Annotated in this window: 10 protein-coding genes and 1 tRNA gene; 2 read left to right on the top strand and 9 right to left on the bottom strand. The window is 65.2% G+C overall.

Translation table 11 applies throughout. The features are described from left to right. Positions 1-40 precede the first annotated feature (40 nt). The 8 genes from ZAL01S_RS00785 to ZAL01S_RS00750 all read right to left on the bottom strand — a co-directional run bounded on the left by ZAL01S_RS00785 (position 41) and on the right by ZAL01S_RS00750 (position 11,369). Positions 41-733 carry a hypothetical protein gene (locus ZAL01S_RS00785; RefSeq protein WP_066078300.1) on the bottom strand — a complete coding sequence of 231 codons (693 nt, stop codon included), beginning with the start codon at positions 731-733 and terminating at the stop codon, positions 41-43. After that, positions 730-2,340: a VWA domain-containing protein gene (locus tag ZAL01S_RS00780; RefSeq protein ID WP_066078296.1), complete on the bottom strand. Its 1,611-nt coding sequence runs from the start codon at positions 2,338-2,340 to the stop codon at positions 730-732. The genes ZAL01S_RS00785 and ZAL01S_RS00780 overlap by 4 nt, the downstream gene beginning before the upstream one ends. Further along, entirely contained in the window at positions 2,337-3,521 is a 1,185-nt protein-coding gene (locus ZAL01S_RS00775) for a hypothetical protein (RefSeq protein ID WP_066078292.1), read from the bottom strand. Before ZAL01S_RS00775 ends, ZAL01S_RS00780 begins: the two co-directional genes overlap by 4 nt. A gap of 183 nt (positions 3,522-3,704) precedes the next feature. Then, a complete protein-coding gene (locus ZAL01S_RS00770) occupies positions 3,705-4,997 on the bottom strand; it encodes a uracil-xanthine permease family protein (protein WP_066078288.1) in 1,293 nt (430 codons plus the stop codon). Between the two features lie 338 nt (positions 4,998-5,335). Continuing rightward, positions 5,336-6,724 carry a heparan-alpha-glucosaminide N-acetyltransferase domain-containing protein gene (locus ZAL01S_RS00765; protein ID WP_066078284.1) on the bottom strand — a complete coding sequence of 463 codons (1,389 nt, stop codon included), beginning with the start codon at positions 6,722-6,724 and terminating at the stop codon, positions 5,336-5,338. 160 nt (positions 6,725-6,884) lie between these two features. Then, a tRNA-Met gene (locus ZAL01S_RS00760) sits at positions 6,885-6,961 on the bottom strand. Between the two features lie 120 nt (positions 6,962-7,081). Next, positions 7,082-9,991, bottom strand: a complete 2,910-nt coding sequence (locus tag ZAL01S_RS00755; RefSeq protein ID WP_083522947.1) for a UPF0182 family membrane protein — start codon at positions 9,989-9,991, stop codon at positions 7,082-7,084. Positions 9,992-10,160: 169 nt separating this feature from the next. Continuing rightward, complete coding sequence (locus ZAL01S_RS00750; RefSeq protein ID WP_066078281.1) at positions 10,161-11,369, bottom strand: YlbL family protein; 1,209 nt, start codon at positions 11,367-11,369, stop codon at positions 10,161-10,163. 208 nt (positions 11,370-11,577) lie between these two features. Here ZAL01S_RS00750 and ZAL01S_RS00745 point away from each other — a divergent pair, with 208 nt between their 5' ends. After that, positions 11,578-12,960, top strand: coding sequence for a zinc-dependent metalloprotease (locus ZAL01S_RS00745; RefSeq protein WP_066078278.1), 1,383 nt, complete (start codon positions 11,578-11,580; stop codon positions 12,958-12,960). 120 nt (positions 12,961-13,080) lie between these two features. After that, positions 13,081-13,890, top strand: coding sequence for a hypothetical protein (locus tag ZAL01S_RS10545; RefSeq protein WP_066078275.1), 810 nt, complete (start codon positions 13,081-13,083; stop codon positions 13,888-13,890). Here the strand turns inward: ZAL01S_RS10545 and ZAL01S_RS00735 are convergent. Beyond that, on the bottom strand, positions 13,857-15,662 hold the full coding sequence (locus ZAL01S_RS00735; RefSeq protein ID WP_083522946.1) for an ATP-dependent helicase: 1,806 nt from the start codon (positions 15,660-15,662) through the stop codon (positions 13,857-13,859). The genes ZAL01S_RS10545 and ZAL01S_RS00735 overlap by 34 nt on opposite strands. Between the last annotated feature and the right edge of the window lie 51 nt (positions 15,663-15,713).

Raw genomic sequence — 15,713 nt, 5'->3', positions numbered from 1 at the left:
CCTTGAGCGTGAGAGGGATGTCGAGGGTGGAGGCCCGGGGCTAGGGGCCCGTGGGTGAAGGCTTGGAGAGGTCGAGGACAGAGTCCCCGCCGAACTGTTCAAAGCGTGAGCGAAGAAAGGCGTCGTGCTCGGCGATCGAGCGGGTCGTGCCCTTCACAACGTCCGTTTCGATGCGGTCAAGGGCTTCGCCGAGGATGCCGGCCTGGTGTTCGAGGCCGCGAATGTTCTGTTCGACCTGCGCCTTCGATGAGCGGCCGGAGAACGTCGAGTGCATCTTGTCGTTCTCGATCGCGAGGTTCACGATCGTCGGCATGTAGTCGGTTGCGAGGGACCAGAGCATCTGGATGTCGCCGTCGATCCCCTGCCGGCCACGAAGCGTCGGGTTCGCTGCGAGGGTCGAGATGCCCTGCAGCATTTGGCCGATGCGCTCGTCGAGCGGGCTGCCGTCCCAGAGCGGTCGGCTCGTGAGGCGACGCATGGTCTGCCCCATCTGTTCGGCCGATTGGGCAGCTTCATCGAGCATGCCAGTGACGGTGACCGGCGGCGGCCCACCGAGGACGAGGGGCTTCGGCGCGAGCGGCGTGCACATGAGTCCGGCACCGACACCGAGTGCAGCACCAATCGCCATGCCGACGACCGGAGCAAAGCCAAGCCCGAGCACGAGCCCGGCGGCGCTGAGCACTGCGGCACCGGCGCCTACGCCGAGCGAGAGGATGGTGTTGCCCGGTTTCACAGGTACCCCCGAATCTCGCGGAACACCGAGGTGAGGCTTGATTCGTCGACACTGAAGGTGCGACCACCAGTGGCTGCTGCGAGGCGGTCGAGCTCTTCGCGGTTGCTATCGCCGAAGACGATCGCGTGGGTCGGGATGTCCTTCGCCTCCGGGTGGGCGGCGACGAATTCGGCGTGCCACTCTTCGAAGTCGGCGATGCTGTGGCCGTCGGTGTTCGCACCGTCCGTAAAGACGACGATGCTCGAGATGTGGTCCTCGTCGGCGCTGGTGAGGGCGCGCTCGTAGGCGGTCTCGACGGTGTCGAAGATCGCCGTCCAGCCGCCCGGCTGGTAGCCCGAGGTGACCTGGTTGATCTGGGCGAGCGCCTGCTGGTAGCCCGCGTCATCGCTCGGGATATCGACCGTCGCGTCGCTCTTGATGGCACCCGAGAACTCGAGGTACGTGATGCGCTCGCGCGGCTGCAGGCGCAGGAAGCTTGCGGTGCCTTCGCCGTGGTCGCCGGAGAGCACGTTGAGCGCATCGCGCAGCTGCGTCATCCGGTCGCCATCGCCCATCGACCCCGAGGTGTCGATCGCGAAGACCATGTTCGAGGGCTTCTTCACGCTCGAGATCCACGTGTTGAGGAGCGTCTGCACGGTGTCGAGCTGGTTCGGGAAGGGCAGCTGGAAGACGGGCGATCCGTCTGCCTGCTGTGCCCCACCGGCTGCCGGTGCGCGGCGCGTGAGCTGGGTGATGCGCTCCTGTGTGTCGGCACGGAGGAGGTACTCGGTGACCTTGTCGAAGCGCGCGGTCATGCCCTGGTCGGCGCCAGCGATGAGCGAGAGCGGGTAGTCGCTGGCGATCGTGCCATCTGAGGGGCGGATGATCGTGAGCGGCTTCGAGTCCGTGACAAGGCCCTGCAGCACCGAGTCGTAGTTGAAGATGCCGTCGACCTTGTCCGGGTGCGCCAGCCAGTTGTCGGCGAGCCAGCCGGACGAGCCGGAGGTGAGCTGCTGGCCGCGAGCGAACTCAGTCAGCTGCGGCGTCACCTTCGGGATGTCACCCGTCGTGAGGACGGTTCCGGTGCCCGAGAGTGCCGTCGAGAGCTGTACGAGCGTCGTGAAACCGGAGTTGGAGGCGATGGGGCTCGCCATGCCGTAGCGGAGCTTGCCCGACCCGGCAGCAGCAACGATCTCTTCCCAGCTCGCCTGGCCGTCCGACCAGCCAAGCTGCTCCGCGACGTCCTGCTTGAGGCCAAGGACCACGTCGCTGCGCATGATCGATTCACTCTTCGTGATCGCATTCTGTCCCTCGGTGAAGAGCGACAGGTAGCGGTTCGAGGGGAACCAGATGGCATCCCACTTGTGCTCGCCGCCAGCCTGCTGTGCGAGGAGCGCCTCAGTGCCGTCAAGCGTGCCCATGTATTCGAACTCGAGCTGGACGCCCGTCTCGTTCACCATGTCCTTGAGGATCGGCTCGAGGTCCTTCACCTCGGAGCCAGCGAGGACGCGGATGGTGTCCTTCGGCATGAGTGAGCAGCCGGTGAGCGCGAGCGGCACGATCAACACGGCAACGAGCACTGCCGCGAGGCGCCGCATGATGCGCACGGTGTGGACGGTCAGCTTCATGGCGTGCCTCCCGAGGTGTTGGTCGGTTCTTCGCTCACGGGCGGCGGCGCTCCCCCTTGCGTGTAGGCATCGCCGATCTTGGTAAGCATGTAGTCGAGCGTCTCGTAGCTGGGTTCTTGCGCGACGTTCACGAAGCTTGAGGTGGCCGGGTACTGGCTCTCGAGGGCGTGCTCGGCGAGGAAGCTCTGGAACACGCCCGCGTTTTGCCCCTGCGGGCGGAAGCCGTGTGCGGCAAGCAGCGAGGCGAGCTCGGGGTCCGTTTCGAGCAGCTGCATGATCGCCGTGCCGTGCTCGGAGAACGAGACACCCGTGTGCACCGAGAACGCGGTCGGGCTCGGGTACGCGAGCGTCATACCAGGCTGGATGCGGGAATTCGGCTTGAGCTGCTCTTCGAGGAACTGGCCCTCATAGATCATGACCATCGGCACGGCGCCCGAACCTTGCGAGAGGTAGTCGTCGAAGGGAGCGGTTGATGAGGTGCCGGAGTAGCCCTGGCCGAGGAAGAGGCGCTCAAGTTCCGGCAGGTACGTGTCGGCCTGCGAAGTTGAGGAGACGACGCTGTTGCCGTTCAGGACGTAGCTCGCGAGCGAGAGGTACATGCCTGCCGAGTTCGAGGTGCGGACATCCGTCGAAGTGAGCATGACCGTCCGCGGTGACGGGTAGCTCGGGTCAGCGCCCGGGAGCTGGTTCCACCGGGTGTCAGCCTTGACGAGTTCGAGATACTTCGCCATGTCGAACTGCCAGCGACCATCGGGGCTCTTGGAGGCGACGTCCGCCTGCTCAAGGATCGTCAAGATCGGCTCGAACGTCGCGATCGCCATGGGCGAGAAGAACGGCTTGTGCGTGGAGGCGACGGCCGACTTGTGCGTCTGCTCGATGCGCTGCGCAGCCATCTCGGAGGCGGGGAACGCAAAGTCGTTCGATTCGATGTCGTCGAGCTCGGCCATCCGCCACGAGCCAGACTTCGTGACGTTCACCTCGTAACCGTGCTTCGCGAAGACATCCTGAACCGCCGGGTCTTGGAAAAACTCGAGCTTCTCGGAACCAACGACGCCGGTCACGGTGGTGAGGCCGAAGCGCATGGGGCCCTTCCCGACCCCCGTGAGCTGGACGACGACGGCTGCAACGAGAGCAAGAGCCAGAAGGCCGATGCCAATGAAATGTGGCGGACGAAGCTTCACGTCTCTCCCTGCACTCGGCCGCGTTGCCGCGGCGCTTCCCATCAGCATAGGAAACAGAGGTGAACACTTGTCATCAGCCCGAGGGAGCATCATCCGGATGCGATGACAACGGCGAAGCGCCCGGAGGTGCGCCCCTGCCGGGCTAGCAGAGATGACGCACCTCGCAGGCTCTTCGCAAGGATGCTACGGAGCGACGATCTCCGGTTCTTCACTCACGGTGTCTGTGCCGCGCACACGCGCGATGACGTTCATGAGGTGGTACACGACGATCGCGGCGACGGTACCCATGATGATGCCGCCGAAGGTGAGGTTGCCGAAGGTGAGCGTGAAGTCCGCGATACCCATAATGAGGGCGACCGCAGCCGTGAGCTGGTTCTTCGGGCGACCAAAGTCGACCTTGTTCTCAACCCACATGCGCACACCGATGATGCCGATGAGACCGTAGAGCGCGGTCGTGACACCGCCGAGCACCCCCGGCGGAATCGTGAAGATGATCGCGCCGATTTTCGGGCACATGCCGAGGAGAATCGCGGTGAATGCTGCGACCCAGTACGCGGCCGTCGAGAAGACGCGCGTGGCCGCCATGACACCGATGTTCTCACCGTAGGTCGTCGTCGGCGAACCACCGAAGAAACCCGAGATGACGGTCGAGATACCGTCCGCCGCGAGCGCACGACCCGTGAGCGGGGTGAGATCGCGGTTCAGCAGCTGCCCGACGCCCTTCACGTGTCCCACGTTCTCGGCGATGAGCGCCAGGACGACGGGAAGGAACATGATGTAGAGCGGGAGGTGCTCAACGCTGAATTCAGGATGCGTGAACTCGGGCAGGCCAATCCAGGCTGCTTCGTGCACCTTCGTGAAGTCGACTTCACCCTGGATGACTGCGGCGATGTAGCCGACGAGCACACCGATCGCGATCGAGAGTCGCCCAAGCAGCCCCTTAAACAACACCGCCGAGAGAATCACGGCGGCGAGTGTAACGAGGGCTGTCAGCGGGGACTTTGCGAAATTGTCCTTCGCTGCACTGGCGAGGTTGAAACCGATGAGCGCGACGATGGCACCTGCGACCACCGGCGGCATGAGCTTGTCGATCCATGCCGAGCCTGCGGCGTGAACGATGAGACCGATGATGGCGAGCAGTGCACCGGTGATGATGATGCCAGCGAGTGCTGCGCCGGGGCCTCCCTGCGTGGATGCCGCCGCCATGGGGGCAATGAACGCGAACGACGAACCGAGGTAGCTCGGCAGGCGGTTGCGCGTGAAGAGCAGGAAGATGATGGTTCCAAGACCCGAGAAGAACAGGGTCGTTGAGGGCGGGAACCCCGTGAGGATGGGAACCAGGAAGGTGGCGCCGAACATGGCGACCACGTGCTGCATTCCGAAGCCGATGGTGCGGCCCCAGCTGAGGCGTTCCTCGGGGAGGACGATCTCCCCTGCGTTGACGTTCCGGCCGTCTCCGTGACGATTCCAGACCATGTGTGAGCTGTGCTCCCCTCGTTGAAGGCCGCGGGGATGCGACCTGAGCAACCTTACAGGAAACGTTCAGTTTCGCGCGAGGGAACGGCACAGCTGGCACGCTGCGTGCTCTCGATACACCCTTCGGGCACTCGGTCAGCTCCCCTGTGAGGTGGTCGAGTGCGCGCGAGGCGCGTGTATCGGGTCCACCATCCGAAGCAGTGACCAAATTTGGGAGTATAGCTCGCATCCCGCGCGCCAGAACGGATGAGCGTTGTATTCCCAAAACTGGTCACACCGCTGAATCTTGACGCGGCGCTCCAGCCACTCAATCGAATGAAGCCTCCATAACCTTCGGTCTAGTGAGCTGGTCGCGACGCTGCCACCCCTGCCGCCTTACGGGCAAGCGTGGCGGTGAGGCGCTCGAGCGGTCCCTGGCCACGCCACATCGCCCACAGCAGGCACGCAATCATGAGAGAGAATGCGGTAACCGCGTAGATGAGGTTGTCCTGCACGAATCCCATGGGACCCGCGATGACCCAGATCACGAGGACGTGGATGCTGTAGCTGGTGAGCGGCATGGAGCCGAGGGCCGACAGCGGCACCATCGACCACCTCAGCCGCGAGCCGACGAGCAGGCACAGTCCTGTCACGATCGCGGCAAATCCACCCAGGTGCAGCATTTCGAGCGTGCCGCCGGAGTGGGGCGCAATGTCAAGGAACCGGAGCATCGCCTCACCTGACACGACGTCTGGAGGGAACTGCTCGATCATGCCCGCCCAGCCGTCCGTGACGCCGGGCCCATTCGCACGCGAGTCGTTTGGGACAGTTCCACCGCTCGAGGCGAACGCGGCCGCACGCTCGTCCGGACTCATCGCGCAGTACTTCGTGAACCAGGAGTTTGGGTCGGAGCCGCTCCCCGAGGAAAGGATGCTGTCGGAGGCATCTAGCGAACTGCCGCCAAGCGGTGAGCTGCCTGAACCGAGCGGCCCCAGAACTGCCATAGCTACCGCAGCGATCCCGAGAGACACCGCCATCGATGCGGCCCCGGCCCCGATCATGACCCCTTGAACGCGGGCACGCGAAACACCCAGGCGTCCAACGGCGAGCCCGAGCATCATCATGGGCAGCCAGGTCGTGAGCGAGTAGAGACCAAAGATGGCCAGCGAGAGTCCTGCGCCACCGGTCTGGAGCGAAAAGTTCCCCAGGATTGACGAGAGCGCAGGGCCCACGAGGGCGATACCGACTGCCCATCCCGCGAGCTTCCTCGGTTTCCAGTTGAGTGCAGGAAGCAGTGCAGCGTAAAACACGGCAAAGCTCGGCAGGATGACTGCGACCCACGTACCGAGCATCTCGAGCAGCACACCGATTGCGAAGATCACAGCGGCACGGACAAGAAGTTTCAAGCGAATGGTCGGGAGTTCTTCTGCAGCAGGCATCCGTTGACCGCCCGACATGAGCGCGAAGGAGATGCCGGCGAGGAACGCAAAGAGGATTGCCGGTGCGCCGTGGCAGATGCCGCCCCAGGTGCTCGGGTCTGCCCATACGAGCTCGGGCGCGATGCCCATGTGGGCTGCCATCATGCCGAGGATTGCGAGCGCCCGCGCGACGTCGAGCCCGACGATGCGGGGCGGGTTCACGAGCTTTTTCAGCTTCGCAAAAGGATCGCGCCGGGGCGTCGGGACGGCAAGGGCTTCGGTGCTCTCGACCGGCGCGGCTGCGGTCGAATCTGGCAGAGCGGCTGGCATAGCGCCAGCGTAGAAACGTGCTTCCCCGGGCCGCGTCTCACCAGCGACAGACTTGAGAGCGATTCTCCTCTACCTGCAGCGTGATTCGCAGTGCGGGAGCCAACAAAGCAAGAGGCCCGATCCAATTGGACCGGGCCTCTTGTGCCGCTTCATGCGGAATTGGTTGCGGGGGCAGGATTTGAACCTACGACCTCCGGGTTATGAGCCCGGCGAGCTACCGAACTGCTCCACCCCGCGGCACAAGAATCGACTGTAGCACAGCTTTCGTGAACATGTCCAGTCGGTAAACAGGATTCGATCTACGGGCTCTGGCAGCGAGGAAGCCGAGCCACTCGGGCTCGGCTTCCTGCCACCGCGTTAGGGCGTCGGCGTGGGTGCTGGTGTCTCAGCCGGCGGCGTCGCCGTGGAGCCCGCGTCACCGGCGCTCCCCTGCTCTGCAATGAGCTGCGAGTTGAGCGAGGACACCTTGCCGAGCGCTTCCGTAAGCTTCTTGTCAGCCTCAGCCGCGGCAACGAGGTCGTTCGCCTGGTAGGCCTCCGTGCGCTCATCAAGCGCCGTCGTCGCATCCGCGATCGCCTGCGACAGCTTCTCGGCCGTCGACTGCTCAGGCTTCGCCGGGTCGCCCGGCTTCCCCTGACCTGCATCCGGCGAGGTTTCCGCGTCACCGGCATCCGCACCCGAGTCACCACCGAAGACCTCATTGAGTGCTTCTTCGAGCGTTGGCTTGAAGGCGATCTTATCGCCGAAGGAGACGAGCACGCGGCGGAGGATCGGGTAGCTCGTCTCACCGGTCGACTTCACGTACACCGGCTGCACGTACAGGAGGCCGTCGCCCACCGGGAGCGTGAGCAGGTTGCCGTGGATGACCTGCGTGTTGCCCTGCTTGAGGAGGTTCAGCTCACTCGACACTGCGGGGTCCGAGGTGAAGGCATTCTGCACCTGACCGGGGCCTGGCACATCCGCATTGTCGATGCGCAGGAGCGTCAGCTTGCCGTAGCCATCGGACACCCTGCCCGCCTCAGAACCGGCGTTCGAGTTCGCCGAGAGATATCCGGTGAGGACGTTGCGCGATTCACCGTTCGGGTTCTGCAGCGGAATGAACGTCGAGTAGATCGAGTAGTCCGGCTTGCCGCCCGGCATCTGCATGGTGAGGTAGTACGGCGGCTGCGCCTTCGCCTTATCAGCAGGCGCGGTCGGGTCCGCCGGAGTCTGCCAGGCGTTGAGCTGCGAGTAGAACACGTTCGGGTCGGTCACGTGGTAGGTGGCGAGCATCTGGCGCTGCACCTTGAACAGGTCGGACGGGTAGCGCACGTGACTCATGAGCTCGGCTGACATGTTCGACATCGGCTCGATCGTGCCGGGGAAGATCTGCTGCCAGGTCTTAAGCACCGGGTCGTTCTCGTCCCAGGCATACAGGTGCACCGAACCGTCGTAGGCGTTCACCGTCGCCTTCACCGAGTTCCGGATGTAATTGAGGGAGTCGAGCTGGGCACCCGCCTGAGTCTTCGTATCCGCGATCATGTCGTTGAAGGAACGCTGCTGCGAGTACGGGTAGGCGTTGCTCGTCGTGTAGCCGTCCACAACCCACACGATCTGTCCGTCCACCACCGTCGGGTACGGGTCGGAGTCGATCGTGAGGTACGGCGCAACTTCCTGCACACGCTTGGCCGGGTCGCGGTCGTAGAGGATCTGCGAGTAGTCGTTGACGTTTTCGGAGAGGACAATCTGCTCGGACTGGAACTTCAACGCATACACGAGGCGGTTGAGGAGATTGTCGAGCTTCGGACCGCCATCACCCTTGAAGGTGTTGTAGGTCTGCGAAGCGCCATCCTGGCCTGCTGCGTAGTCGAGTTCGACCGGGGTCGTGTCTTCCGGCGCGCCGACGATCGAGTAGAGCGGCGAGGACTCACCGAAGTACACGCGCGGCTCATCCACCTTGATGTCGCCCTGCTGCGGCATCCCGTTCGCGAAGTAGACCGGGGTGCCTTCGTTCGAGGGCTGGTTGCCGTAGGCGGCGACGAGGCCGTATCCGTGCGTGTAGACGAGCGCCTGGTTCACCCAGCTCTGTGCGTCGCCGCCGAGGCCTGCCTGGTTCACTTCGCGGACCGCGACGACGGCGTCCTTCGTCTTGCCGTCCTTCTCGTAGCGGTCGACGTCGAGCGTGTTCGGGAAGCCGTAGTAGGCACGCTCCTGCTCGTTCTGCGCGAAGGTCTGCTCGATCACCGAGGGGTCGAGCAGGCGAATGTTCGTCGTCGTTTCGGCGTCTTCACGAAGCTGACCAGCGGATGCCTTCGTCGTGGCCGAGTAGGACACCTCTTCGACGTTGTCGATGCCGTAGGCGGTGCGGGTCGCGGCGATGTTGCGCTCAATGTAGGGAGCTTCGAGCTGCTGCTCGCTCGGGCCAACCTGGAATGCCTGGACGAGGCCCGGGTAGCCAGCACCCACAACGAGGGCGACGACCACGAGGAGCGCCGAACCCACGAGCGGGAGGCGCCAGCGTCCGGCGATCGCGGCGATGATGAAGAGCACGGCCACGATCGCTGCAGCGCCCGAGACGATGGTGAGGCCCGGGATGGCGGCGTGTGTGTCGGTGTAAAGGGCGCCGGTCCACTTGCCGCTGTGCTGCGAGACGAGCGCGTAGCGGTCGAGCCACACGCTCACCGCCTGAACCACGAGGTAAAGCGCCGCGAGCGCACCGATCGAGATGCGTGCCGGGCGGGCAATGACGAGTTCACGACCGGTGATGCGGATGCCGCCGTAGAGGTACTGCGTGAGCACGGTCGCGATGAGGCACATGAGCGAGACGGCGCTCACGAAGCCGACGAGCGCCTGCCAGAACGGCAGCTGGAACATGTAGAAGCCCGCGTCCATGCCGAACTCGGGGTCTGCCTGACCCACCGGCTGCGCGTGGAAGAACTGCATCGCGATCGGCCAGCGCGGCGCAGCGCTCAGTCCCGCGAAGACACCGGCAATAGCCGGGACGCCGAACATCATGAGGCGACGCAGCGGCTCAATGACCTGCTGGTAGCGGTCGAGCTGCGCGTTGAGCTTCGCGTAGACGGGACGCGAGCGGTAGGCGATCTGGAGAGCAACCGCGAGCGGGAGCGCCATGCCGACGAAGGCTGCAGCGAACATCGACGCGAAGCCCACCCACTGGGTCACGAGGACGCTCAAGAAACCGAGCTGGTCGAACCAGAGGATGTCGGCGTAGAAGTTCGCAAACCAGAAGAACACCATCGCGAGCACAATGACCGCGATGATGGTCATGGTGAGCGGGCCAGGCTTACCGCCGCGCGCATTCTGCGGTCGGGCCGGGCGCGGCTTGGGCGTATCAGATGAGGAAGCGGCAGACGTGGACACGTGTCCCTTTCACGGTTCGCGGAGCACCCGCCGGGCACTGCGCCGTGACGCCGCCCTGGCGATCGTTCCGACGAGTCTACCTGGCAGCGACCGCCTGACAGCTCGCGAATCCGGCTGCTGCCGGGGCATCCACTCCGCCCTGAGCGATCAGGGTGACGATCTCCTTCGCCTGCACAAGGTCGTCGACGGCGTAGACGGGAAGCTTCGGCTCAGCCTCATCGACGACCTCGGCGCAATTGTCACGCGGCGCGAGGAACGCCTCAGCACCAACCTCGCGTGCCGCCATGTACTTCTGACGAATGCCGCCGATCGGGCCAACCTTGCCGGTTTCGTCGATCGTGCCCGTACCGGCGATGTGGTGGCCGCCAGTGAAGTCGCCCGGCGTGAGCTTGTCCTCGATCGCAAGCGTGAGCATGAGCCCAGCCGACGGACCGCCGACATTGCCGACGCCAATCTGAATGTCGACCGGCAGCTCCAGGAATCGAAGCCCGCCCGCCACACCGATCGCGGGGCGCGCGCCGTCCTTCGTGTCGAGCATCTGGGGTGTAACGCTCACATGCTGCTCCACGTCGTCGCGGCGAATCGTGAGTTCAATCGGGGTGCCAGCGCCGTGCGCAGCAATGAGTTCGCGAAGTTCTGCGGTTGAGGTGACGGGCTGCTCGGCGGCCTTGAGGATGACATCTCCCGGCTGCAGGATGCCGGCGGCGGGCATGCCCTCCCCCACAGCACTCACGACGAGCTCCTGTTTGACCTCGTAGCCGAGGTCACGGAGGGCAGCGACGCGGGCAAGATCTTGCGAGGACGCCATTTCGGCGCTCGTGGCCTCGTTGCGCTGATCGGCGCTCTCACCGTCGGCGTAATACGCCTCGACCGGAAGGACATCGTGCTGGTGCGAGCCCCAGGCAACGAGCGTCTCAAACCAGGTTGGCTCGGACTGGGGGTTGCCGGCCACGTTCACGGTGAGAATGTCGAGCTGGCCGCTCGTGGGTTCGTGCCCCTTGTCACCGCCGATCGTGATGACTTCGCTCGGGTCTTGACCGGCTTCGAGGGTCACGGTGCCGAGAGCGTCCACGACGGGCCCTGGTTGCCGGATGACGTACGGCGCCGGGCAGAAGCTCATGACCATGAGCATCCCGACGCCCGCACCGAGGAAGATCTTCCCGAGGCGCTCGCGCCGACCATCCGTCTCGCGGATGCGGCTCGAGGCACGCTTCGCGGCGAAGGCCTCGGACATCTGCTCGATGCGGGCGCGCTCATCGTCGTCGGGAGCACTGAAGAAGTTCACGGGCAGCCTTCGCCTTAGTGGATGGGACTCGATAACCCTACGACGCGCAGCACGAGATCCGCCGGTGTAATCCCACCGTCGGGCCACGAGCTCTGCACTGTGGATGAGTGTTCGCCCTTGGCGCAGCACGAGCGGCAGATCTTCAGCTGGTCATCGGCCGCGGGCGTCGTGTGCACGACTAGCGTGGAGGAAACCCAGGGAGGTTGACATGAGCGACAACAACGGACGCGGTCCCGAAGACGACGACGCCCAGAAGGACCCGGCGGAAGAACTCCGCGAGGCGCTGCGCAACATGCTGCACGGCGGCCAGGGCTTCGACGCCTCCAAGCTGGCTGGCGTTGCGGGACTGCCGGGCGATCCTGCTCTCGTGCAGCAGCTCGTCGCCCAAATGCAGCGTGCCCTCATGCAGGACGGCAAGGGCTTCAGCGCCGACACGGCCGCCGAGCACGCAAAGCAGATCGTGAGCCAGGGCCACCGTGAGGTGAGCGACGAAGAGAAGACCCGCTACGAGCACACCTTCCGCCTCGCCGAGCTCTGGCTGGCCGAAGCCACCACCATCGGCGAACTCGTCGAAACCCCGCGGACGATGACGCGCCGCGAGTGGGTGGGCGAATCGGCACCGACGTGGGCCTCGCTCGCTGAGCCAGTGGCTGACTCGATCGCGGATGCGCTCATGCGTGCCCTCACCGAGCAGCTGCCCGACGAGATGCTCGGCATGGTCGGCCAGTCGAACACGATGCTCCGCAATATCGGCGGCGCCATGTTCTCGATGCAGCTCGGACAGGTCATCGGTGATCTCGCGAAGGAGGTCATTTCCGGTGGCGACATCGGGATGCCGGTGCTCACGCGCCGCCGCGCGACGCTCATCCCGCAAAACGTGGACGCGTTCGGTGAAGGTCTCGACATCCCGGCGAGCGAGGTGGAGCTCTACCTGGCCGTCCGCGAAGTGGCGCACGCACGTCTCTTCCAGCACGCGAAGTGGCTGCCCTTGCACCTCACCTCGCAGGTGATCGAGTTCGCGCACGGCATCCAGATTGATGTTCGCGCGATCGATGATCTCGCCTCGCAGATTGACCCGAGCAGCCCCGAGCAGATCCGCGAAGCCCTGTCGAACGGCTCCTTCATTCCGCCGCGCACACCCCAGCAGGAGGCGGCACTCGCCCGCATCGAGACGATGCTCGCGCTCGTCGAGGGCTGGGTGGATGTCGTCACCCAGGAAGCGGTGGAGCGCCTCCCGAAGGGTGAAGCGCTCGGCGAGATGATGCGCCGCCGTCGCGCAAGCGGTGGCCCGGCAGAACGCGCGTTCTCTTCGCTCGTTGGGCTTGAGCTTCGTCCGCGCCGCCTGCGCGAGGCGTCCGCGATGTGGCGTCTCGTCGGTGAAGCGCACGGTGTAGAGGAGCGCGACAAGCTCTGGCAGCACTTCGACGGCCTGCCTACCTCGGATGACATCGACAACCCGATGGAACTCGTACGTCGCATTGGCGTGAGCGACTTCAACGTGGGCGATGAAATGGATGCGGCCCTCGAGTCCCTCCTCAACGACCCCTCGAGCTTCGGTGAAGCCCCCGAGGGCGGCTCGATCAAGGAGTAGCGCTCCCCCTGCTCCGACCCCTTGCCACGTGTTTCAGCGCGAGGCAAGGGGCCTTTGCAATCTGTGCACAAGATGTGGACAACTCGCGGAGTGGACTGATCAAGCTGCAACACTCGCGGCATGCACTACCGATTTCGTCCCGATCTGCCTGTGCTGCGACGCGGGCAGCACAGCATCCAGCTCGGCGTGGGCCCTGACGCGCTCATCATCGATGACGTGCCGGAAGCGCTTGAGCGTATCTTCATGAAGCTGCAGGGCGTAGGCGTACCTGCAAAGGCCCTGCGAACCGCCCTCACCGAGGCGGGCCTCCCCGAAGCCGCGGCAGAGCATGTCATGGCGCGGCTGGATGTCGTTCTCCGCCCCACACGACGCCGACGGCCACCGGTCGTGGCGGTTCGTGGCCCGCATGCCGAACTCCTCAAGGCGCGACTCGAGCCCGAAGGCATCGAAGCGCTCGTGTGGCACGAGGCGTTTCCGGAACCGGCCATTGCCTCACGGCGTCCCGTCCTCGCCGTGGAGCTCGGTGGCACGTGGCTCACACGCCGTCGCACGCATGCGTCGCTCTCTCGAGGCGTGCCATGTCTGCTCGTGGCTCGCTGCGACGGCGAGCTTCAGCTCGGCCCGATCATCGTGCCGGGTGAGTCAGCCTGCCTCGGCTGCCGGGATGCCCTTGCTTCGGAAGCGGATCCGTTGTGGCCCGTCTTGGCGGGACAGCTCGTGTCTCTCGGACAACGGGAGGCCGCGGTGGATGACCCGCTCGCGCTTGAACTCGCGGCGAGGGTTGTGCTCTCGTGGCTTCGGGACGGCTCGCATCCGCTCGTGGGCGCTCAGCTTGTCGTCGACCGGCAGTCGGTCGCGCGGCTCGTGCCGCAGGCGGTGCATCCCGCGTGCAGCTGTCAGGCGGATGCGGCGCTCGGGCCCGCGTCCTGAGGCTCCTCGGGCAGGTGCCGCTGCTGATCCGGCACGTAGAGGCTTGTGCGCACACGCGGGCCGAGCTCGCCGATGAAGCGGCTGGTCTCTTGTCGGCGCTCGGGGCCACTGCTGTGGCGTGGGACGAAGAGTTCGAGGCGGCGCTTTGCTCGGGTGACGGCGACGTAGAAGAGTCGTCGTTCTTCTTCGATCTCGGCCGGTGTTTGGGCGTAGCTGATGGGCATGAGCCCTTCGACACATCCCGCGAGGTAGACGATCTCCCATTCGAGGCCCTTCGCCGTGTGGACGGTCAGGACGCTCACGGTGGGCATGGTTGGTTCGACTTGGAGGCGCGCGCGTTCGCCGAGCTGGCTGGCGAAGGCGGCGAGGGTGGTGCCTGCGGGCTGTTCTTCGGCGAGCTGCAGGAGCCGGTTCCAGAGCATCCAGCGGTCACGGAGTGCGCCTTCGCGCGCTGGGGGTTCTTGCGTCCACCCGGCGTCGCGCAGGATGTCGGAGACGATCTGGAAGAGCGGTTTCGTGTTCGTGTCGACGAGGGCTTGTGAGCGGATCGCGGTCATTGCCTGGCGGACGGCAGGTTCGTCAAAGAAGGGACGCTGACCGGGTAGGCGCATCGGGATGTCGCGACGTGCGAGCGCTTGCGTGATCGCTTCTGCTTGCGCGTTCACGCGGGTGAGGACGGCGATCTCTTCGGCCGGGGTGCCGAGGGCGAGCTCGCGCGCGATCGCGTCGGCGATGTGTTCGGCTTCGCTCGTGTCGTCGTGCTCTTCGTGGACGATGGGCAAGACGTGGCGGTGGCGATTCGCGTCGGGGTCGGCAGCGAAGAGTTCGATGGAGTGCGGGATTTGCCGGGAGATGGCGTTCGCGACTTCGAGGATGGGTGGCGTGGAGCGGTAGTTCGCTTGCAGTTCAATGATGCGGGCGCCCGGGAAGCGGTCGCTGAAGCCGGTGAGGTAGTGGCTGTTCGCTCCCGTGAAGGAGTAGATCATCTGGGCGGGGTCGCCGACGACGCAGAGGTTGTTGCGATCGCCGAGCCACAGGTCGATGAGCCGCTGTTGGAGGGGCGAGACGTCCTGGTATTCGTCGACGACGAAGTAGCGGTACTGCTGGCGAAGCGTGTGGGCGACCCAGGGTTCGAGTTCGAGCATCCCGGCGGTGGCGAGGAGGACGTCTTCGAAGTCGATCTGGCGTCGTTCGTCCTTCGTGTCTTCGTAGGCCTGCATGAGGTCGACGAGCTGGTCGGCGCTGAGTCCGTCGAGGAGGGGGCGTTCGTGGCCGAGGGCTGCCCGGTATTCGTTGAGAGAGCGCTCGGAGACCTTTCGCCATTCGATTTCGCCGGCGACGTCACGGACGGTGGCAGGGTCGAGTTTGAGGCGGATGCGCTCGCCGGCTTGGGCGATGAGGGCACCCTTGTTGTTGAGGATGGCGGGGGCTGGCCCGCCGACGGTGTGGGGCCAGAAGTGGCCGAGTTGGCGGAGGGCCGCGCTGTGGAAGGTGCGGGCTTGCACGGTGGGGGCGCCGAGTTCGCGGAGGCGTCCGCGAAGTTCACCGGCGGCTTTCGCGGTGAAGGTGAGGGCGAGCACGTTGCCGGGTTCGTAGACGCCGGTGTGGAGCCCGTAGGCGATGCGGTGTGTGATGGTGCGGGTCTTGCCGGTACCTGCGCCCGCGAGGATGGCGACTGGGCCGACGAGTTGCAGGGCGGCTTGGCGCTGCTGCTCGTTGAGCCCGGCGAGGAGTGAAGCCTCGGTGGCGGGTGCGGGAGGGGTGGTGTTCACGGCGTCGTCATCCTAGTTGGCCTTCGTGTGCGCATTCCGGCGAGGCATGGC

The organism is [Zimmermannella] alba NBRC 15616, assembly GCF_001570905.1.
Lineage (GTDB): Bacteria > Actinomycetota > Actinomycetes > Actinomycetales > Microbacteriaceae > Pseudoclavibacter > Pseudoclavibacter albus.
This window is presented reverse-complemented; position numbering and strand designations above follow the sequence as displayed.

Bases quoted from the DNA above. Each gene is read 5' to 3' on its own strand.
- ZAL01S_RS00780 (WP_066078296.1), bottom strand. From the start codon at position 2,340: ATGAAGCTGACCGTCCACACCGTGCGCATCATGCGGCGCCTCGCGGCA.
- ZAL01S_RS10545 (WP_066078275.1), top strand. From the start codon at position 13,081: ATGCACTACCGATTTCGTCCCGATCTGCCTGTGCTGCGACGCGGGCAG.
- ZAL01S_RS00745 (WP_066078278.1), top strand. From the start codon at position 11,578: ATGAGCGACAACAACGGACGCGGTCCCGAAGACGACGACGCCCAGAAG.
- ZAL01S_RS00755 (WP_083522947.1), bottom strand. From the start codon at position 9,991: ATGACCATCATCGCGGTCATTGTGCTCGCGATGGTGTTCTTCTGGTTT.
- ZAL01S_RS00765 (WP_066078284.1), bottom strand. From the start codon at position 6,724: ATGCCAGCCGCTCTGCCAGATTCGACCGCAGCCGCGCCGGTCGAGAGC.
- ZAL01S_RS00770 (WP_066078288.1), bottom strand. From the start codon at position 4,997: ATGGTCTGGAATCGTCACGGAGACGGCCGGAACGTCAACGCAGGGGAG.